This is a genomic window from Micromonospora sp. NPDC048905, from assembly GCF_040649655.1.
Lineage (GTDB): Bacteria > Actinomycetota > Actinomycetes > Mycobacteriales > Micromonosporaceae > Micromonospora.
This window is the reverse complement of sequence record NZ_JBEZFV010000017.1, coordinates 95,775-115,532: the sequence shown is the minus strand read 5'-3', so window position 1 is coordinate 115,532 and position 19,758 is coordinate 95,775. Positions and strand designations below refer to the sequence as shown.

Sequence of the window (19,758 nt, the reverse complement as noted above, 5' to 3'; positions counted from 1 at the left end):
TCGCGGCGAGTGGCGCGACGCGGCTCCAGCCGAACGGTATTCCGCGAAGGCGATATTAGGTGAGGCCCGGGGACACTGAGTCACACCGACACCCTCCACAACCAGCCAGGCCCCCACGTTGTTCCCACGCCCCTCCCTACCGCCAAGCCGCCACACGACGGTGGCCGGCAGCGCGGTCAGCGTCGCGCGCTCGCGGTAGGGATAACGGTCGCGATGGCAGTCCGCGCGGCCGTGGTCGTGCGGTCGCGGCGGCAGTCGCAGTGGCGATCGTGCGGTCGCGGTGGCAGTCGCGGTCACGGCGGGCGGTCGCGCGGCGGCAGTCGCGGACGTGCTGGTGCTGGTGCTGGTGCCCTTGCCCTTGCCCTTGCCCTTGCCCTTGCCCTTGCCCTTGCCCTTGCCCTTGCCAGATCGTGCTCGATCCTTGTTGTAGTGGCCACCGTTGCCGATCGAGGGGACTACAACCAGGATCGAGCACGATCTTGGCCGCGGTGGGCGGTCGCGCAGTGGCGGTCGGCGGTCGGCGGTCGGCGGTCGGCGGTCGGCGGTCGGCGGTCGGCGGTCGGCGGTCGGCGAGATCTTGGACAGTTACCGTTTCGCGCGAACGGAAACTGTCCAAGATCTGCGAACAACCACCGATCAGGTCGGGGTAATCAGCTCCCCGGCACGCCCGAGGGTGCGTCGGGCACCTCACCGCCCAGCCCGCCAGCCCCGACCGGGCGGCGGATACGCCGCTGGCCGGCACCCGGTTTGCGGGGTGCCGGCCAGCGGTCCGTGTAGTGCGGTAGTGCGGTAGTGCGGTAGTGCGGTGGGTCAGCTGTTCCAGTGCTGGGCGACGAGGTCGGTGGCCTGCTGCTCCCACTGGGCGTAGGCGTCGGGGTAGGCGGACACCTGGACGGTCTGTGCGGCCTCGGTCAGGGGCATGTCCTGCCAGCCGTCGACCTGCTTGAGGCCCTTGAGGAACGCGGTGGTGGAGTAGGCCGGGTCGGTGATCTGCTCCGGCGTACCCCAACCACTGGACGGGCGCTGCTGGAACAGGCCCAGCGAGTCGTGGTCGTTCATGTCGCCCAGGTGGCCCAGGTTGTCCAGCTTCGACTCCTGCAGGCTCGTCGCGATCGAGATCACCGCGGCGCGCTCCGGGAGGCCGGCCTTCTTCGTGGCGGCGATGATCGCCTTGACGTTGGCGGTCTTCTCGTCGTTGAGGTCGATGTGCGACTGCTCGCCCTGCGGCTTCGGCGCGGTGGTCTGCACGGCCGCCGCGACGGGCTTGCCCTCGACCGGGGTGGCGGCGTGGGCGGCGATCGGGCCGGCGAACACACCACCGGCGAACGCGAGACCAGCAACGGACAGGACGCTCTTACGCATGATCGTGTTCATGGGGGTAGCTCCTTCGGGGGTAGGAAACACCCCGACCGCCAAAAGGGGGAACAGCGGCAGGGTGTGAGCACCTCGTCCGGCGCTGCACGTTCACAAGGGGGAAAGTCTGAGGGGTGACACCCTGTCGGGCGTCAGCGTCGGCGACCTACCGAGCGGAGGCTCGGGGCGCCGGGGTCCAGATGTAACGACCGGCGGGCCAGGGTCATTCCGGGGGGCGGCCCATCCATCGGCACCCACGTGAAGGCGATGCCCGCGGTCGTTCATGGGGACTGCAACGACCCGACCGTGTCCCGCATTCCCACCCCCGGCGGGCCGGGCGGCGGGGCGGTGGTCCTGCGATCGTCAGGGTATGTAACGACCCCGACCCCGCCATCATTCCGGCCCACCGGTGCGCCCGACCACACCCCACAAACACCCGTAACCGAACAAACCACCCAGACGGCACGGCTCGTACGACCCCAAACCACTGTCACTCGCGTGATCCACTCGGGTTTCCGGAAGTCGAGGCATCCCGGACTCCCGGACGCCCCGACTTCAGGAAACCCGAGTCGATCGCGACGGGCCACGCCCGCCAGCGCGGCGCAAAACGGACAAACCTCGGAGTGCTGACGGCCAGGCCGGCGCGCCTGGAGCAGGGCGCTCGGATCGACCTGAGCGACACCTGGTCTGCCGGGCGTTACCCTGACACCATGCAGGCCGTCTCCCCCACCCCGACCGGCGTGGCCTTCCTGGCCCGCCCGGGTCGCCCTGCCGTGGTGGCGAGAACGCTCGCCGAGCTGGCCGGTCCAACCCGGGGTGTCGTCGAACTGCCCGTGCGGTTGATGTGGAACGCCGACCGCACCTTCGACCTCGGCGACCCTGACCAACTGCTCTGGATGTACGAGAACGTCCTCCGCGAGACCACCCGGGCCGAGGATCTGCGAGCGCTGATCAACGGGCGCACGCTGCGCCGGGTCTGGCGACTGCTCAACCTGCCCCGCGGCGTACGACAGGCGTGGGAGAGCCGGCACCGCGGCCTGCGCGCGGCGTGATCCAGCCGCACCTGCACGAGTTCTACCGGGAGGTGGCCCGGGTGGCGCTGACCGCCGCCGGGCCGTACCGGTTCGTGTTGGGCGGTGGGGTGGCCTGGGCGGCGCACGGATTGGTCGCCCGCCCGACGGAGGACGTCGACCTCTTCGCCGACGTGGAGGGCGCTGCCGCGGCGGCGTCCGCCGGGGTGCGGGTGGCACTGGAACGCGCCGGCTTCAGGGTCACCGACGCCGACCCGGACAGTGAGCTGGCCGAGCTGTTCGACGGGTACGGCCAGGACATGAAGGACTTCGTGGTGAGCCGCGACGGCCGGCAGATCCGGCTCAGCCTCGCCCGGTTGGACCGTCAGCAGAGTCCGGTGGTGATGGACCTCGGTCCGGTCATGGACGTCCGTGACCTGGTGGCCAACAAGATCGCGGCACTGGTCAACCGGCGGGAGGTCCGGGACTTCATCGACGTGGCGGCGGCGCTGGAACACTACGACGTGACCGAGCTGTTGGTGCTGGCCCGGCAGGTCGACCCCGCGCTGGATCCGGCGGACGTGCGGGCCGCCGGCCGGTACCTCGACCGGCTTTCCGAGCAGCGCTTCGGCCGTTACGGCCTCAGCGCAGCCGACATCGCCCAGGTCCGCCGGCGCTTCGCCGCGTGGCCGCGCTGACCAGCGGTCCACCCGAACAAACCGCACGACCAGGCCGGACCGGCGGGTGGGCGTCCCGGCAGACACCCACCCGGCGGCGGATCACTTGGTCGGTCGACCGCCCGTGACCCCCAGGATTTCGCCGGTGACGTAGCTGGACTCCTGCGACGCGAAGAAGACGTACGCCGGGGCGAGCTCGGCCGGCTGGCCGGGACGACCCTCCGGGGTGTCGGTGCCGAACTGCTTCACCTTCTCCTCCGGCATCGTGGCCGGGATCAGCGGCGTCCAGACCGGGCCGGGGGCGACCGCGTTGACCCGGATGCCCTGCTCGGCCAGGTCGGCGGCGAGGGCCTTGGTGAAGTTGGCGATCCCCGCCTTCGTGGTGGCGTAGTCGAGCAGCTGCGGCGACGGGTCGAACGCCTGGATCGACGCCGTGTTGATGATCGCCGACCCCTCGGCCAGGTGCGGGATGGCGGCCTTGCAGAGCCAGAACATCGCGTACAGGTTGGTCTTGAGCACCCGGTCGAACTGCTCGGTGCTGATTCCGAGGATCCCCTTGTCCTGCGACATCTGGTACGCCGCGTTGTTGACCAGGATGTCGATCCCGCCCAGGTCGCGGACCGCCCGATCGACCAACTCCTGGCAGTGCGCCTCGTCGGTGATGTCGCCGCGGACCGCGATGCCTCGCCGGCCGGCGTCCTCGACCAGGCGGATGGTCTCCCGCGCGTCGGCGTCCTCGTCCTCGCTCAGGTAGGAGATGAGCACGTCGGCGCCCTCACGCGCGTAGGCGATCGCGATGGCCCGGCCGATTCCCGAGTCACCGCCGGTGATCAGCGCCCGCTTGCCGTCGAGCTTGCCGCTGCCCCGGTACGACTCCTCCCCGTGGTCGGGCTTCGGGTTCATCGCCGCGGTCGAGCCAGGCGCCGACTGCTGTTGGGCGGGCTGACCGGACTGCTGGCCGTACTGGCTGGTCGGGTCCCGCTGGGTGTGCTGGTCCTCACTCACCGATGTCTCCTCGCGCCGCGCGGGAAGCGGGGGCTGTCCCGCGATTTCGTCCCTGACCGCCGTACCCCGCGTCGGTCTGCGGAAACCGTGACCACCGCCGGGGCTGGCGTGGCGGGAGTGACGGCTGCTGGTTATGGTGCGCAAGGCGCTCACGAGGCGCGTCCACCCCCATGGAAAGGCACGTCATGACCTCTCCCTCCGGCCCGTCGCGTCGTCAGGTGCTCGTCGCCGCGGCGGCGGCGACGGCCGCCCCGCTGATCGCCGCCGCGCCCGCGCAGGCGGCCGGCAGGCCCCGGCCGCGCACCTGGGACCTCACCCTCCTGGGCACGTCGGACACGCACGGCAACGTCTACAACTGGGACTACTACCGCGACGCCGAGTACGACGACAGCAAGCAGAACGACATCGGCGTCGCGAAGCTGGCGACCCTGATCAACCAGATCCGCCGGGAGCGGCGCGGCAAGGCGACGCTCGTGCTCGACGCCGGTGACACGATCCAGGGCACGCCGCTGGCCACGTACTACGCCAAGCAGGAGCCGATCACCGCCACCGGGGAGAAGCACCCGATGGCCCGCGCGATGAACGTCATCGACTACGACGCGGTGACGCTGGGCAACCACGAGTTCAACTACGGTCTGCCGTTGCTGGACCTGTGGATCCGCCAGCTCGGGTTCCCGGCCCTCGCCGCGAACGCCGTCAACGCGAAGACCGGCAAGCCGGCCTTCCTGCCGTACGTCATCAAGAAGGTCGCCCTCGGTCTCGCCGCGCCGACCCTGCGGGTCGGCATCCTGGGGCTGACCAACCCCGGTGTGGCCATCTGGGACAAGGGCAACGTCGAGGGCAAGCTGCGCTTCGACGACATGGTCGCGACCGCCGCGAAGTGGGTGCCGGTCATGCGGGCGCGTGGCGCGGACCTCGTGCTGATCTCCGCGCACGGCGGGGACAGCGGCACCTCCAGCTACGGCCCGGAACTGCCGAACGAGAACCCGGTCGCGCTGATCGCCCAGCAGGTGCCGGGGATCGACGCGATCCTCTTCGGTCACGCGCACAACGAGGTCGTCGAGCGGTTCGTCACCAACGAGCGCACCGGTACGCAGGTGTTGCTGTCCGAGCCGTCGAAGTGGGGCCAGCGACTCACCCGGATGGACTTCACCCTCACCCGCGAGCACGGCCGGTGGACGATCACCAAGAAGGCCGCCAGCATGCTGAACACCAACACGGTGGTCGAGGACCCGAAGGTGCTCGCCGCCGTGCGGGCCCAACACCAGAAGACCATCGCGTACGTCAACCAGGTGGTCGCGCAGTCCACCGTCGAGTTGTCGGCGGCGGAGTCTCGCTACAAGGACACGCCGATCCTGGACTTCATCAACCAGGTGCAGACCGAGGTGGTCGGCGCGGCGCTGACCGGCACCACGTACGCGGACCTACCGGTGCTGTCGATCGCGGCGCCGTTCAGCCGTACCGCGGTCTTCCCCGCCGGGGACGTGAAGATCCGCGACGTGGCCGGCCTGTACGTGTACGACAACACCCTCGAGGCCGTGGTGCTCAGCGGGGCCGAGGTGCGCGCGTACCTGGAGTACTCGGCGAAGTACTTCCGGACCGTCGCGCCGGGCGCCCCGGTCGACCCGGAGCAGATCAGTGACCCGGCCGTGCCGGACTACAACTACGACGTGTTCTCCGGCCTGGACTACGACATCGACATCTCCAAGCCGGTCGGGCAGCGGATCACCCGACTGGTGCTGACCGGCACCGACACCCCGGTGGCCGACAACGCGCAGTTCGTGGTGGCGGTGAACAACTACCGGCGCAGCGGCGGCGGCAACTTCCCCGGCATCGTGAAGACCCAGGTCTACAACGCGCAGCAGGAGATCCGGCAGCTGCTCATCGACTGGGCGCAGGCCAGGGGGACGATCGACCCGGCCGACTTCTTCCAGCCCAACTGGCGACTGGTCCGCGAGGGCGTGCCGGTCTTCTGATCCCCGATCGTCGGCGGGCCGTGGGTGGCGACACCCGCGGCCCGCCGCGCGTTCGTCAGCCCTGCACGTTCCAGCGGACCGGGTCCGCGGGCTCCGGCTGGTCCCGTCCGGGGTCGGTCTCGGTCAGGGCGACCCGCTCGTCGGGACGGACCGCGGGCGGCAACTCTCCGAAGCGCGCGTGCCGCAGGAACGCGTACTCGTCATCGGTGAACGGCTGCTCGGCCATCGGCACCTCCTGTTGCTTCCCTGCCATTGTCCGGCGTACGCGGGTTCGGCGCCAGGATGGCGTCACACCGCGTGAAGCATCCTAGGATCCTGGGTGAGCGATGGTGGGCTGTGGGCGCCGATCCGGCAGCCGGTCGAGCACCGCGAGAGCTGCCCGGATCGGCCGCCGTCGCAGCATCTCGGCGAAGCTCGCCCGGCCCTGGCAGAACTGGACGAACATCCGCCACCCCGGCGGGGTCGCCAACAGCGCGTGGAACACCTCCGGACGCCTGGTGAACACGTCGAGCAGCCGGAATCCCGCCCGCATCTCCGGCAGCAGGCGCTCGGCGACCGCCCGCTCGTACCCGGCCAGGTCACCACCGGCCACCGCCGCACCGGCCAACTCACCCGAGCGCAACGCGAAGCTGATGCCCTCCCGGCTCCACGGCTCCAGCAACCCGGCCGCGTCCCCCACGACGAGCACCCGACCGTTGCGCAACGGCGAATCCTCCTCGCGGCACCGGGTCAGGTGACCGGAGTCGTGCTCCGCCGGCAACCCGGTCAGCCCCAACCGGTCGACGAACCGCCGCAGGTAGTCCCGGGTCCCCTCCCCCGCTCCCCGAGCGGCGATCACACCCACGGTCAACGTGTCGTTCTTGGGAAAGACCCAGGCGTACGAGCCCGGCATCGCACCCCAGTCCAGCAGCAGCCGCCCCCGCCACCGCTCCTGCTCCGCGGGCGGCACCGGGATCTCCAGCTCCAGACCCAGGTCCACCTGCCGGTAGCGCACTCCCACGTGCCGGGCGGTCACCCCCGAGGAACCATCCGCCCCGATCACCGCACGGGCCGCGATCGTCGTACCGTCGGCCAACCGCAGGCGTACCCCCTCGGGGTCCTGCTCGATCGCGCGGACCGCGACCCGCTCGCGCACCTGCGCGCCGGCGTCCACCGCCGCCGTGCGAAGCCGGTCGTCGAACTCCTCGCGGCGCACCATGGTCACCACCGGGCTGTCGTTGCGGCGGGTGAACTCCCGACGGCCGTCGCGGGTGAACGTGACCCGGTCCACCCGGTCGTGCGCCGGCACCTCGATCCGACCCTGGACCGCCGCCAGCGAGGTGCCGATCAGGCCACCACCGCAGGTCTTGTACCGCGGGTGCGCGGCCCGCTCGACAACCAGGGTGGACACACCCGCGCGGGCAGCGACGTAGGCCGCGGACAACCCGGCGGGGCCGGCGCCGACGACAACGAGATCCCACATGATCACGAAAGCAGCCTAGGGGATGGCGAGGGTCCCGCCGAGCCGCGCGACCGCGCACCGTCGACGTGTTCCCGCACGGCTATCCTCGGTCGGTCCGCGCCCGCATCCCTTCGCCGGACCGACCGCCATCCGGACCGGGAGTCGTACGTGGTCATCAGCATCGACGGGCTCACCCTGGGGTACGGCGACCACGTCGTGGTGGCCAGCTTCGGGCTCGACGTCCACCCGCGGGAGGCGGTGGCCCTGCGCGGCCCCAACGGCGCGGGAAAGTCCACCCTGCTGCGGTGCGTGGCTGGTCTGCACACACCGGGCGCGGGAACCTGACGGTGGCCGGATCCCCGGTGGACGAGCGGGACGCGGGGTTCCGCCGCGCCGTGGTGGCGATGCTCGACGTGGCGCTGATCGGCACCCTGCCGGCCCTGGCCGCCATCACCGCCGACGGCTTCGGCGGCACCGCCCGTGGTCATTCAGGCTGTCGTGTCCCTTGTCGTGCTGACCGCGTTCCTCACCGCGTCCGCGACGCGCCGGACCCGTGGACGTCTTGGTCGCTCCGCCCGCGCGGCCGTCACCCGAGCGGTGACCGTGGTGTGGCGGCTCTGAGCCGCCCGCTGCCGTCGCCCGCCGGCCGCGCCTGATCCCGCACCGCCCGATCGGGTGTGCATCTTCGGTCAGCCAGGGGGTAACCGGCGCACGGCAACCGCCGCACGATGGCGGACGAGTGAAGGAGGAACCCATGCAGCAGGTGCAACTGTCGGAGGCCGAGCAACGCGTGTACCAGGCGGTCACCACTCTTGAGGCACGCGGACAGGTGCCCTATCCGGACCTGATCGCCGAGGAGTCCGGGCTGACCGAGGAACAGGTCGGCAGCCCCCTGCACCTGCTCACCGAAAAGGGCCTGCTGCACCGCGAGGACTCACCGATGGCGGGTCTCGACTTCGGTCCCCGGTTCTGCGCCCGCCAGATGGCGTGACCGGCAGAACAAGCCGGGACGATTCGCCCCCCGGTGACCCGGGTAGGGGTCAACAATGCCTGATCAACGGTCAACGGGGGGCACGATGAGTGCGGCGCAACCGCCGCAGCCGGTGGACGCGGCCGCGAACCGACGACGCTGGCAGGCCGTCGGCGTCGGGCTGGTCGCCGCGTTCATGACGTTGCTCGACGTCAGCATCGTCAACGTCGCGGTGCCCTCCATCGACCGGGCGCTGCACGCCTCGCCCAGTGACCTCCAGTGGATCCTCTCCGGATACGCGCTCACCTTCGGCCTGGCGCTGGTGCCCGCCGGTCGCTTCGGTGACGCCCGCGGCCGGCGCAACGCGTTCGTCTTCGGCATCGCACTGTTCACCCTGACCAGTGCGCTCGCCGGTCTCGCCACCTCCCCGACCTGGTTGGTCATCACCCGCCTGCTCCAGGGTGCCGCCGCCGGCATCGTCAACCCGCAGGTCATCGGACTGATCCAACAACTCTTCCGCGGGCCGGAACGGGCCCGTCCGTTCGGGCTGCTCGGCGCCACCATCGGTATCTCCACCGCGGTCGGGCCACTGCTCGGCGGGCTGCTCATCGCCATCGGCGGCGAGGAACACGGATGGCGGTGGGTCTTCTTCGTCAACGTGCCGGTCGGCGTCCTCGCGGTGATCCTCGGCTGGCGCCTCCTGCCCGGCCGCCCCGCCGGTCAGCCCGGCTGGCGCCAACTCGACCCCGTCGGCGTCCTGCTGCTCGGTGTCGGCGTGGTCCTCGTCCTGCTTCCGCTCGTGCAGGAGCAGCAGTGGCGGACCCCCTGGAAATGGGCGCTCATCCCGGCCGGACTCGCGGTGCTGGGCGCCTTCGGGCTGTGGGAACGGCGATACGCGCGCCAGCACCAACCACTGTTCGACCTCCGCCTGTTCGGCCTCCGGTCGTACACCCTGGGGTCGCTCATCGCGCTGGTCTACTTCGGCGGCTTCACCGCGATCTTCTTCATCTTCACGCTGTTCCTGCAGATGGGTCTCGGCTACAGCGCGCTCGTCGCGGGCCTGGCGATCACCCCGTTCGCCCTGGGTTCGGCCGCCGCCGCCGTGCTGGGTGGCCGCATCGTCAACCGCATCGGCCGACCTCTGGTCGCCATCGGTCTGCTCACCATCGTGGTCGGTCTGGCCGCGACGGTTGTCGCGTTGCGCCTCGCCCCGGACGACCCCGCCCCCTGGGTCACCGCCGGTCCGCTGCTCGTCGCCGGCATCGGCAGCGGGTTGGTGATCGCACCCAACCAGACGATCACCCTCGCCGACGTCCCGGTAGCGCAGGCGGGCAGTGGCGCGGGCATGCTCCAGACCGGTCAGCGGATCGGCGCCGCCGCCGGCATCGCCGCCGTCGGCTCGGTGTTCTTCTCGTCGCTGGCCGACAGCCGCGGCAACTGGACCACGTCCTTCGAACGGTCGCTCATGCTGGCCACCGGCATCATCGCACTCGCGCTGGTCTGCGCGCTTATCGACATCCTCCGCACCCGCCGCCAAAAGACCTGACAACACCAGGGGTACGCCGCTGGCCGGCACCCGGGTTGCGGGTGCCGGCCAGCGGTCGGTGTCGTGCGTGTGGTGCTGGTGTCAGCTGTTCCAGTGCTGGGCGACGAGGTCGGTGGCCTGCTGCTCCCACTGGGCGTAGGCGTCGGGGTAGGCGGAGACCTGGACGGTCTGTGCGGCCTCGGTCAGGGGCATGTCCTGCCAGCCGTCGACCTGCTTGAGGCCCTTGAGGAACGCGGTGGTGGAGTAGGCCGGGTCGGTGATCTGCTCCGGCGTGCCCCAACCGCTGGACGGGCGCTGTTGGAACAGGCCCAGCGAGTCGTGGTCGTTCATGTCGCCCAGGTGGCCGAGGTTGTCCAGCTTCGACTCCTGCAGGCTCGTCGCGATCGAGATCACCGCGGCGCGCTCCGGGAGGCCGGCCTTCTTCGTGGCGGCGATGATCGCCTTGACGTTGGCGGTCTTCTCGTCGTTGAGGTCGATGTGCGACTGCTCGCCCTGCGGCTTCGGGGCGGTGGTCTGCACGGCGGCCGCGACGGGCTTGCCCTCGACCGGGGTGGCGGCGTGGGCGGCGATCGGGCCGGCGAACACACCACCGGCGAACGCCAGACCAGCAACGGACAGGACGCTCTTACGCATGATCGTGTTCATGGGGGTAGCTCCTTCGGGGGTAGGAAACACCCCGACCGCCAAAAGGGGGGAACGGCGGCAGGGTGTGAGCACCTCGTCCGGCGCTGCACAAACGGGGAAAAGTCTGAAGGGGTGACACCGTGTCGGGCGTCGGCGTCGGCGACCTACCGAGCGGGGGACTCGGGGCGCCGGGGTCCAGATGTAACGACCGGGGGGCCAGGGTCATTCCGGGGGGCGGCCCATCCATCGGCACCCACGTGAAGGCGGCGCCTACGGTCGTTCGTGGGGACTGCAACGACCCGACCGGGTCCCGCATTCCCACCCCCGGCGTGCCGGGCGGCGGGGCGGTGGTGCTGCGATCGTCAGGGTGTGTAACGACCCCGACCCCGCCATCATTCCGGCCCACGGGTGCCGCCGGTCACCGGTCGTCAGAGCCCGGGGCCGGACAAACCGCCCAACGCGGCCCACCGTCGGCGACCTGCCGGCCCCACACCAGGCTCAGACACGCTCAGACAGCGGCCCCGGGCATGACCCACTTGACTTCACGGATATCGCGGTATTCGTGACGGTCCGACACCCCGACACCAGGAAGCCCGAGTCGATCAAGAACGGCGACGGACGGGTGCGGGGGTGCCGGCGAGGCCGCCTCGAACGGCACACGGACGGGCTCACCAGACGGCCAACAGACGCTGGCGCCCGTCGGATCACTCCGACGGGCGCCAGCTTCAGGTGCGGTCCGGGCAGTGCCCGGTGGTGTGCGGACTAGTGCGCGGCCCCACCGAGGCGCTGGCGGCGACGCCAGGCCAGGGTCAGCAGCAGCATGACCGCTCCGGCGCCGACCAGGCCGCCGCCGAGCTTCATGGGCGTGCCGATGCTGTCACCGGTGACCGGCAGCGGCTGCTTCTTGTGCAGCACCCGCAACTCGGCGCTGGCGGTACGGCCGGACTCCCGACCCGTGGCGGTGAAGGTCAGCAGACCCGTCACCGACGGCTTGTAGCTCTTGGTGAACCGTCCCTGGGCGTCGGTGTACGCCGTGAAGTTCAGCGGCGCGCTCGCCTGGTAGGCCACCGGTGCCATCGCCACGGTGGTGCCGTCGCTGCGGCGGGCCGGAGCCTGGCCGCCGGCCGGAGCGGCCAGCGGGGCCACCGTCACCGCGATGTCGACAGTCTCGTTCGGACCGAACCCGGTGCCGGTCAGGATGACCGTCTCACCGATGAAGATCGTCGTCCGGTTGACGGTCAGCGATGGGTTGGCCGGCGGGTACGGCGGGTACGGCGGCGGCTGGGTCGGGTCGGTGGTGGCGCTGGGCGTCGGCTGCGGCTGTGCCGCCCCCGCTGCCGTCGGCACGGCCACCACGGCCAGGCCGACCGTGAGCGCCATGATGATGCGGGAAAGCCGCATGATTGGTTCCCTCCTACTGGTCACAGCTTGGTGCGGAATGAACTTGGGTGATCCAGGGGTTGGCGGTGGGGGTCAGCCACAACTCGGCCTGCCCGACTCCGGTCTTGGCCGTCAGCACGGTGGCCTCCAGCACCTTCTCGGCGCCGGGGCCGACGTCGACACTGGCGGTCGCCACGTGACGGCGGCGTTCGGTGCCGCTGCCAAGCGCCGCCTCGGCCCCGTTGAGCCGGGCCTCGACCACCGCGCCACCAGTCGGGCTGAAGATCGACACCAGGGTGCGAACGGTGTACGGGTCGCCAGCCAGACCGAGGCCGAGGACGGATTCGCTAAGTCCGGACTTCGGCGCCGTCGAGCGCAGGGTCACCCGCAGCCGTAGCTCGCGGCGACCGTCGGGCCGGCACTCGCCGACCGTCAGGTTTGCCGTCGGCCGCAGGTAGTAGCCGAGCTTCGCGCCGCTGCCGTCGTTGAAGAACACGCCGACCGTTGGCACGGTGTCCTGTTCCGGAAGCGTCCCGGCCATCCGGCTCGCGCCGAATGTCCGCTGTTCCTCAGGTCGGGCACTCCAGAACAATATCCGTCGTTCAGTGATAGCACGGTCAAATGCGGACAACAACACACGCGGGTTGACATTCTTCTTGAAAAAGGCGTCGAACACCGACGCGGCGGAGGCCGCGAAGAACTCGTCCTGCTGCCGCAGGTCCAGCCGCTGGTAGCTGTCATTGAGCAGGGTCTGCACGACCTTCTCGCTGGCCAGCGGGACACCTCCGGGCACCAGCACCGGTCCGGTCGCCTTGAGCAGGTACGACAGCACCACCGGGTCGACGGCGAGCACCCCGTCGACGGTGATGTTCGTCGAGCGCCGGAACATCTCGCGGTACAGCGCGGCGGCGCTCGGGAAGTGCGGTGACAGGTTGACGTCGGCGGGATAGATGCCGGGCAGGTCGGTCCAGATCGCCCGGATCTCGGCGGGCACCTTCAGCGGCGGGGTGAACCGGCCGAGCGAGGCACTGCTGCCCTGCTTGCCCATCTTCACCGCGCCGTTCTGGGCCTCGATCATGGCGTACGCGCCGAACATGCCGCCGGTGGCGCGCAGCTCGGCGAGGTTCTGTGAGACCAGCAGGTATCGTCGCGGCCCGTTCGCGCCGAGCAGCGGCGGCAGCAGGCGGGCTCCCTGGTCGGCGGCCGTGGTGAGGCTGGCCAGACGGTCGATCTCGTCGCGCAGGTCCGTCAACGCCTGCCGGACCTGGGTGACCAGGCGGTCGGCCGGCACCGCACCCAGGTCTCGGCGGGTCCGCTGCACCGACTCGTTGACCCGGGTCAGCTCGGTGGACACCGCGGTGAGCTGAGCGAGGTCCAGCCGTCCGCCGCTCGGCACCAGTCGGGTCAGGTCCGTGCGCAGCAGCGTCGGAAACGCCTCCCGGGCCAGTTGGTCGATGGCGACGGCGATCCGGCGGACGGCGTCGAGATCGTCACCCGCGAGCGGTGTTCGCCGACCGAGTCGCCAACTCGGATCAGCCGTCGCCGCCCGAGCGGCACCGGACTGTTCCTGCAGGGCGGCGAGCGTCCGCTGGGCACGGTCGGCGTCCCCACCCACCACCTGGGCGCTCAACTCGCGGGCCAGCCCGGCGGCGTTGAGTAGATGGGTACGCGCCTGCCAGCCACGGAAGCCGATCCAGCCGCCGGTCGCCAGTAGCAACGAGCCGACGACCAGGGCGCCGAGGAGGGCACGTCGCAGTCGGGCACGCCGACGACGTCGGGACCGGCTCCGCCGTCGGGTCGGCCGTTCGCTCTCCGTCACACCACACTCCCGTTCGCGGAACCGGACAGAAGGTCGGTTCCCTGACGTTCTTAGCACGTGTCGGGGAACTTCGTACCCTTATCGACTTCTTCGCCCTTTAAGCGAATTTCCTTCGCAGATCACCGGCGGGCTCCGTGACTCGTCCCGCCGCCTCGTGCAGCAGCCGCTCGATCCGGTCCACACCAGCGGGCAGCGACATCTCCCGCAGGTACGCCGCCCGCCCCCGGCGACCCATCTCGGTACGCGCCGGCGGCGGGATGGTGGCGGCCAACCAGAACCGGTCGGCCAGCGCAGCCCAGTCCTCCGGTGGGCAGGACAGCCCCGCCCTGACTCGTTCGACCAGGTCGGCAGTGTCGCCGCCGGCCGACGCGACCACCGGTGCGGCGCAGGAGAGCGCCGCCTGCACCTTGCCGGGCACCGTGCCCCGCAGTTCCGGCAGGTCGCGCAGCATGACCAACTGATAGTCGGCGGCGGCGTACAGCTCGGGCATGTCGACAGGCGACCGACGCTCCACGAAGCGGACGTTGTCCGCGCCCAACTCGGCGGCGAGCCCCCGGACCCGCCGCTCGGCCGAGCCCGAACCGACAAGCACCAGGTCCATCGTCCGGTCCAGCGCCGCGGCCGCCCGGACGGCGGTCTCCAGCCCCTGCCGTGGGCCGATCGTGCCCGCGTGCATGACCACGCACCGACCGTCCCGGCGGACCAACTGGCGGGCCGCCGCACCGGGCGTCGCCGGATAGAAGATCCGCTCGTCGGTCCAGTTGAGCACCAGCCGGACCCGATCCGGCTCGGCACCGGCGGCGACGACCAGATCCCGCATCGACGGCGCCGCGACCGCGATCCGCGCGGCGGACCGGTAGATCCGGGTCATCGCGCTGCCCATCCGCGCCACCCAACGCCCCTCGCCCGCCTCGTCGGCGCCGTCGCGGGTCCAGACGTCCTGCACGTGCAGCACCGTCGGCACCCTCCCGAGCAGCCGGAGCACCCCGGCGGCGGCGAACGTCGTGGCCGGGAGTTGAAAGACGTACAGCGCGTCGAGGTCGCTGAAGTACCGGCGGGCGGTCAACGTCGCGCTGCCGGCGAAGGACAGGTAGCTGGCCATCCGGGCGCCGGTGGACGTGGCACCTCCGGGGTAGCGGGGCACCCTCCGCACGGTCAGCCGTTCACTGTGCGTCTCGTGGTGCCACCGCTGTCTCCAGCCGGGATAGACGTGCCCGCCCGGGTAGTCCGGAAACCCGGTGAGCACGCGGACCTCGTGCCCCCGCGCGGCCAACTCCTCGGCGAGGCTGCCGGGGATGAACGCGGGCTCGGGCGGAAAGTGGTAGGACAGAATTCCGATCTTCATCGCCGTGCCCCCGTCGGCCGCGAATCGGCGGCGATCGGCGCGGCACCCGGACCGACGGGTGGACGGCCCGCGTACGATTCCGACAACCCCTCCCCGCGCGGCCGCCGGCACCGACGCACCGTTCGCACGGTGCGCCCGCCCGCGTCCGCACCGACGAGAGGGGCACCGATGGCTGATCGCGTGTTGTTCGTCTGCCACGCCAACCTGTGCCGATCACCGATGGCCGAGCACCTGGCCCGCCGGCTGCTGGCCGAACATGTCACGGTGGCCAGCGCCGGCACCGACGCGATCGACGGGCTGTCCATGCATCCGTACGCCCTGGAGGTCGCGACCGAGAGCGGCGCGGACCCGTCGGCGTTCCGGACCCGCGGTTTGCGGCCCGAATACCTCATCGACGCGACGCTGGTGCTGACCGCCACCCGACGCCAGCGCTCGATCTGCACCGCGCTGGCGCCCAGCGCGCTGCACCGGACGTTCACCCTGCGCCAGTTCGGTCGGCTGGCCGCGGCAGCCGAGCCGCCCGCCGAGCCGGCGGACGACCCGTTGCGGGCGGCGATCGCCGCCGTCGCCCAGGCCCGGGGACGGCTGCAACCCGCCGCCCCGGACGCGGACGACCTTCGGGACCCGATCGGCGGTACGTCCGCCGACTTCCGACGCTGCGCCGAGGAGATCGAACGGTCGCTGCGACCCCTCGCCGCGCTCATCGGGGCAGCCGGGTGAGTTCCTGGGTGTGGTCGGCGACGCCGTTGACCCCGGTGGTGGTGTCGCTGTGCCGGCCGGCCATCGTCCGGTCCGCCGGCACCGCCGCCGGAGGTGTCGAGGCGACCACCCGGTAGGCCTCGTACTGGTACGCCTCGGCCTTGGCCACCTTGGCCATGTTCAGCACGCAGCCGAGCAGGCGGACCGAGACCGAGTGCAGCGCGCGGGACGCCGCGGCGACCTGGGTCCGGGAGGTACGGCCCTGCTGGCTCACCAGCAGCGCGCCGTCGGCCTGCACGGCCACGACCACGCCGTCGGTCACCGCGAGCAGCGGAGCGGTGTCGATGATCACGATGTCCGCCGATTCCCGCAGCGCCAGCAGCAGGTCCGACATCGCCTTGGAGCCGAGCAGCTCGCTCGGGTTCGGTGGGGCGGAACCGCTGGGTAGCACGAGCATCGACTTGTCGCCCCAGCGCTGCACCACGTCGCCGACCTTCACATCGCCGACGAGCACGTCGGTGAGGCCGACACCGGCGTCCAGCCCCAGGTACTCGTCGACCTTCGGCCGGCGCAGGTCCGCGTCGACGAGCAGCACCCGCCAGCCCGCCTCGGCCAGCGCGATGGCCAGGTTGCAGGAGAGCGTGGTCTTGCCCTCGCCCTGCAGCGCGCTGGTCACGGCGATGACCCGGGCCGGCTCGTGGACATCCACGAAGCGCAGGTTCGTCCGCAGCTTGCGCACCGCCTCGGCGCGGGCCGAGGTCGCGGCGTCGCCGATGATCAGCGGCTCGGTGCGGGCGCTGCTCTCGTAGGGGATCTCGCCGAGCAGCGGACTGCCGGTGGCGCGTTGCAGGCCGGCGGAGTCCCGCAGTCGGACGTCGGCGACGCCGCGCAGGATCGCCAGGCCGACGCCGAGCACCAGGCCGATCAGTCCGCCGAGGGTGAGGTTGCGGGTGGGCTGCGGTGAGACCGGGTTGGCGGTGACCCGTGGGCCGCTGACCACCTCGATCTTGATCGGCGCCTTGCCCTCGGATGTCGTCTCGACCTTCTGCACCAGGTCGACGAACTTCGCCGCGAGCGACTCCGTCACCCGCAGCGCCCGAGCCTGGTCGGTGTCGGTGACCGAGGCGCGCAGCAGGACGGTGCCGGTCTCGGTGGAGGTGCTGACCCGGCTCCGCACCTCGTCCGCGGTGAGGCCCACCGGGGTCTCGGCCACCACGCTCTGCGCCAGCCGGTCGCTGGTGAGCAGGTCGGCGTAGGACTTGACGCGCTGTTGGAGGAAGAGCCCACCCTGGTAGGCATCGCTGACGCCGGAGTTGGGGGTGGTGACGAAGAAGGTCACCGAGGCGACGTACCGGGGTTGTGCCCGTACGGTCAGGAACGCCGAGGCGCCCAGGGCCACCATGACCGTGACCAGCACGACCCACCAGTGCCGACGCACGTGGCGCAATTGGCGGAGCAGGTCCATCAGGTGCGCCTCCGCGTCGGTCCGGTTACGCCAAAAAACTTCACGAAAACCCCCAAGGTCGTCTGTCAACTCGTGAAACCATTAAAGCGGCTCTTACGGCTTATGTCCGGAGTTAGGTGGTTCTGACTTCGACACGTGCGCCCGCATAACCAACCGGGCAAAGGGGCATTCGGCTGCGGCGAGACCCGGGGAAAAAGTCGGCTGCCGATCGGATACCGACCGAACGACCCCTGCGGTCGCCACCGCACCCGAGCCCGGATAAGGACGGTCGGTGGCGCGCTGCTGCTGCTCGGCGCCGTGACGGCGCTGCTCTGGGCCAACTCGCCCTGGTCCGACTCGTACACCCGGCTCGGCGGTTGGGTGCCCTGGCCCGGCGGCGCGCCCTGGCACCTCGACCTGGACGTGGCCACCTGGGCGGCGGACGGCCTGCTGGCCGTCTTCTTCTTCGTGGTGGGCCTGGAACTCAAGCGGGAGTTCGTCGCCGGGGAACTCCGCGACCCGCGCCGGGCCGCGCTGCCCGTGGTGGCCGCCCTCGGCGGGATGCTGCTGCCGGCGCTGATCTACGTGGCTGTCGTCGTGGCCGGGGGTGGGCCGGGGCTGCGCGGCTGGGCGATTCCGACCGCCACCGACATCGCCTTCGCGCTCGCCGTGCTCGCACTGGTCAGCTCACACCTGCCCCAGGGCCTCCGCGCCTTTCTGCTCACCCTCGCCGTGGTCGACGACCTGTTCGCCATCACCATCATCGCGGTCTTCTACACCGCCGACTTCCATCCCGTCCCGCTGCTCGCGGCGCTGGCGCCGATCGGGGTGTTCGCGGTGCTGGTGCGACGCGGCCACACGTGGTGGTGGGCGCTGATCCCCCTCGCGGCGGCGGCCTGGGCACTCGTGCACGCCTCCGGCGTGCACGCCACAGTGGCCGGTGTCCTGCTCGGCTTCACCGTCCCGGTGCTCGCCCGCCACCGGACGGCGGGCACCAGCGGCACGGAGACGGACGACGGCGGGCTCGCGGCGCGCCTGGAGCACCGGTGGCGGCCGGTGTCGGCAGGCATCGCGGTGCCGATCTTCGCCCTGTTCGCCGCCGGGGTCACCCTGCGCGGCACCGACCTGGGCGCCCTGCTGACCGACCCGGTGGTGCTCGCCATCGTCGCCGGACTCGTACTCGGCAAGAGCATCGGCATCTTCGGCTCGACGTACCTGCTGGCCCGGTTCACCCGGGCCGAGCTCGACGAGGACATCACCTGGGCGGACCTGGGCGGAATCGCCCTGCTGGCCGGCGTCGGGTTCACCGTGTCGCTGCTCATCGGCGACCTGGCCTTCGGCGCAGGTAGCACGGCCGACGACCGGGTCAAGGTGGCCGTGCTGCTCGGCTCGGTGCTCTCCGCCGGGCTGGCCGCCGCGGTGCTGACCCGCCGCAACGCCGCGTACCGCCGGGTGGCGCAGCGGGAGCGGCTCGACGCCGACGGCGACGGCGTTCCCGACGTCTACCAGCGGCCCACCGACCGTTGAGCGACGCCCGGCCGGGTCACCCGGCGGTCAGCGGTGACGCTCGGCGGGCGGCAGGTCCTCGGTCTCCTCGGCCAGCGCCTCCGTGGCCGGTGCGGTGAGGTCGTCGCCCGGCACCGCGACCGCCTCGACACGATCCTGCTCGTCGGCCTTGCCACCGGGCGGCGGCTCGGGAGCGGTGCCCTCGCCGGCGAAGCCGTACTCGTTCGGTTCGTCGTGCCGGCTCATGTGGTTTTCCTCCCGCTTTCCCCGGTTTCACCTCTCACCGCCAACGGTAGGCGGTGATCGTCCTCGGCGCAGGGCGCCGGGGATTGTCGGGACCAGGGCGGTGGGGTGCTCAGCGCCGCCCCGAGCAGTTGGCGCAGGGCGATGATCGCCACCGCGCCGGCCAGACCCTTCCACCCCGGATCACCGGCCAGCCGCAGCAGGCCGGCCGCGGTCAGCAGATCCAGCAGTACCCGGACGCCGCTGCGCAACGCCCCGGTGAAGAGCGTGGTGAGCACCCCGGCGACCAGTGCCAGGGCGGTGACCGCCGTGATCAGCACGCCCGTTCCGTGCGTCGCTCACCCTCGGCCACCTGCCGCTGCTCCTGACGAATCTCCCGACCCAGGAAGTAGTTGAGCGCCGTTCGGATCGTCGCGATCGCGGCCAGTTGGCCGATCTGGTCGAACGACGGGGACACCGCCGTCCGCAGGACGTCGGCCGCCAACTGGAATTCGAGGCCGAGGGTCAGGAAGCGACCCAGGGAGAGCCGGATCGGCGTGAAGCGGGCGGCGCTGCGGTGTCGTAGCCCTTCGACCACGAACCGCACCGCCGCCCAGACCGCCCCGACGAAGATGACAAGCGCGCCGGCGACCTCCACGACGGCAACCAGCACCTGGTCGCCCTGGCGCAACAGCTCGGCCGCCTCCACCGGAGGCCGTTACCCGCCCTCGGGCCAGCTAG

Annotated in this window: 19 protein-coding genes and 1 pseudogene; 8 read left to right on the top strand and 12 right to left on the bottom strand. The window is 71.2% G+C overall.

The features are described 5' to 3' along the window. Positions 1 to 810: 810 nt before the first annotated feature. Complete coding sequence (locus AB0C01_RS30605) at positions 811 to 1,374, bottom strand: hypothetical protein (RefSeq protein ID WP_357572779.1); 564 nt, start codon at positions 1,372 to 1,374, stop codon at positions 811 to 813. Positions 1,375 to 2,063: 689 nt separating this feature from the next. On the opposite strand from AB0C01_RS30605, the gene AB0C01_RS30600 reads away from it, so the two are divergent. Continuing rightward, complete coding sequence (locus tag AB0C01_RS30600; protein WP_357249119.1) at positions 2,064 to 2,405, top strand: hypothetical protein; 342 nt, start codon at positions 2,064 to 2,066, stop codon at positions 2,403 to 2,405. Beyond that, the gene (locus AB0C01_RS30595; RefSeq protein WP_357572784.1) at positions 2,402 to 3,061 is read left to right on the top strand and encodes a nucleotidyl transferase AbiEii/AbiGii toxin family protein; all 660 of its coding nucleotides are present in this window, start codon (positions 2,402 to 2,404) and stop codon (positions 3,059 to 3,061) included. The genes AB0C01_RS30600 and AB0C01_RS30595 overlap by 4 nt, the downstream gene beginning before the upstream one ends. Before the next feature lie 81 nt (positions 3,062 to 3,142). Here AB0C01_RS30595 and AB0C01_RS30590 read toward each other — a convergent pair whose 3' ends face one another. Then, positions 3,143 to 4,045, bottom strand: a complete 903-nt coding sequence (locus tag AB0C01_RS30590; protein WP_357572783.1) for an SDR family oxidoreductase — start codon at positions 4,043 to 4,045, stop codon at positions 3,143 to 3,145. 185 nt (positions 4,046 to 4,230) lie between these two features. Here AB0C01_RS30590 and AB0C01_RS30585 point away from each other — a divergent pair, with 185 nt between their 5' ends. Next, complete coding sequence (locus tag AB0C01_RS30585) at positions 4,231 to 6,021, top strand: 5'-nucleotidase C-terminal domain-containing protein (RefSeq protein ID WP_357572782.1); 1,791 nt, start codon at positions 4,231 to 4,233, stop codon at positions 6,019 to 6,021. A 55-nt stretch (positions 6,022 to 6,076) separates the two neighbouring features. Here AB0C01_RS30585 and AB0C01_RS30580 read toward each other — a convergent pair whose 3' ends face one another. Together AB0C01_RS30580 and AB0C01_RS30575 are read right to left on the bottom strand one after the other, a co-directional pair. Further along, positions 6,077 to 6,247: a hypothetical protein gene (locus AB0C01_RS30580; RefSeq protein ID WP_357572781.1), complete on the bottom strand. Its 171-nt coding sequence runs from the start codon at positions 6,245 to 6,247 to the stop codon at positions 6,077 to 6,079. An 81-nt stretch (positions 6,248 to 6,328) separates the two neighbouring features. Continuing rightward, a complete protein-coding gene (locus AB0C01_RS30575; RefSeq protein WP_357572780.1) occupies positions 6,329 to 7,489 on the bottom strand; it encodes a geranylgeranyl reductase family protein in 1,161 nt (386 codons plus the stop codon). A gap of 141 nt (positions 7,490 to 7,630) precedes the next feature. Here AB0C01_RS30575 and AB0C01_RS30570 point away from each other — a divergent pair, with 141 nt between their 5' ends. The 3 genes from AB0C01_RS30570 (at position 7,631) to AB0C01_RS30560 (ending at position 9,978) form a co-directional block, all read left to right on the top strand. Continuing rightward, positions 7,631 to 7,807, top strand: coding sequence for an ATP-binding cassette domain-containing protein (locus AB0C01_RS30570; protein WP_357249101.1), 177 nt, complete (start codon positions 7,631 to 7,633; stop codon positions 7,805 to 7,807). Positions 7,808 to 8,216: 409 nt separating this feature from the next. Next, positions 8,217 to 8,453, top strand: a complete 237-nt coding sequence (locus AB0C01_RS30565) for a hypothetical protein (RefSeq protein ID WP_030491902.1) — start codon at positions 8,217 to 8,219, stop codon at positions 8,451 to 8,453. Between the two features lie 55 nt (positions 8,454 to 8,508). After that, positions 8,509 to 9,978 (top strand): MFS transporter, encoded by a 1,470-nt coding sequence (locus AB0C01_RS30560; protein ID WP_357249095.1) that lies wholly within the window; start codon positions 8,509 to 8,511, stop codon positions 9,976 to 9,978. An 81-nt stretch (positions 9,979 to 10,059) separates the two neighbouring features. On the opposite strand, the gene AB0C01_RS30555 is transcribed toward AB0C01_RS30560, so the two are convergent. From AB0C01_RS30555 to AB0C01_RS30540, 4 genes are all read right to left on the bottom strand, one after another. After that, positions 10,060 to 10,623, bottom strand: coding sequence for a hypothetical protein (locus AB0C01_RS30555; protein WP_357572779.1), 564 nt, complete (start codon positions 10,621 to 10,623; stop codon positions 10,060 to 10,062). A 741-nt stretch (positions 10,624 to 11,364) separates the two neighbouring features. Continuing rightward, on the bottom strand, positions 11,365 to 12,003 hold the full coding sequence (locus AB0C01_RS30550; RefSeq protein ID WP_357249087.1) for a hypothetical protein: 639 nt from the start codon (positions 12,001 to 12,003) through the stop codon (positions 11,365 to 11,367). A 13-nt stretch (positions 12,004 to 12,016) separates the two neighbouring features. Next, positions 12,017 to 13,801 (bottom strand): DUF4012 domain-containing protein, encoded by a 1,785-nt coding sequence (locus tag AB0C01_RS30545; protein WP_357249084.1) that lies wholly within the window; start codon positions 13,799 to 13,801, stop codon positions 12,017 to 12,019. A gap of 97 nt (positions 13,802 to 13,898) precedes the next feature. Then, a complete protein-coding gene (locus tag AB0C01_RS30540; protein ID WP_357249081.1) occupies positions 13,899 to 15,146 on the bottom strand; it encodes a glycosyltransferase family 4 protein in 1,248 nt (415 codons plus the stop codon). A 168-nt stretch (positions 15,147 to 15,314) separates the two neighbouring features. Between AB0C01_RS30540 and AB0C01_RS30535 the strand changes: the two genes are divergently transcribed. Continuing rightward, positions 15,315 to 15,866, top strand: a complete 552-nt coding sequence (locus AB0C01_RS30535; protein WP_357249078.1) for a low molecular weight phosphatase family protein — start codon at positions 15,315 to 15,317, stop codon at positions 15,864 to 15,866. On the opposite strand, the gene AB0C01_RS30530 is transcribed toward AB0C01_RS30535, so the two are convergent. Beyond that, the gene (locus AB0C01_RS30530) at positions 15,847 to 17,310 is read right to left on the bottom strand and encodes a polysaccharide biosynthesis tyrosine autokinase (protein ID WP_357249075.1); all 1,464 of its coding nucleotides are present in this window, start codon (positions 17,308 to 17,310) and stop codon (positions 15,847 to 15,849) included. The two genes, AB0C01_RS30535 and AB0C01_RS30530, sit on opposite strands and share 20 nt — an antisense overlap. A gap of 264 nt (positions 17,311 to 17,574) precedes the next feature. Here AB0C01_RS30530 and nhaA point away from each other — a divergent pair. Continuing rightward, positions 17,575 to 18,816 (top strand): annotated as a pseudogene (gene nhaA, locus AB0C01_RS30525) (Na+/H+ antiporter NhaA); the annotation flags it as partial. A 27-nt stretch (positions 18,817 to 18,843) separates the two neighbouring features. Here nhaA and AB0C01_RS30520 read toward each other — a convergent pair. From AB0C01_RS30520 to AB0C01_RS30510, 3 genes are read right to left on the bottom strand one after another with little or no spacing between them, the layout of a single operon-like run. After that, a complete protein-coding gene (locus AB0C01_RS30520) occupies positions 18,844 to 19,041 on the bottom strand; it encodes a hypothetical protein (RefSeq protein WP_357249072.1) in 198 nt (65 codons plus the stop codon). Then, positions 19,038 to 19,358 (bottom strand): hypothetical protein, encoded by a 321-nt coding sequence (locus AB0C01_RS30515; protein ID WP_357572778.1) that lies wholly within the window; start codon positions 19,356 to 19,358, stop codon positions 19,038 to 19,040. The genes AB0C01_RS30520 and AB0C01_RS30515 overlap by 4 nt, the downstream gene beginning before the upstream one ends. Continuing rightward, positions 19,352 to 19,726: a DUF1622 domain-containing protein gene (locus AB0C01_RS30510; RefSeq protein WP_357572777.1), complete on the bottom strand. Its 375-nt coding sequence runs from the start codon at positions 19,724 to 19,726 to the stop codon at positions 19,352 to 19,354. Before AB0C01_RS30510 ends, AB0C01_RS30515 begins: the two co-directional genes overlap by 7 nt. Between the last annotated feature and the right edge of the window lie 32 nt (positions 19,727 to 19,758).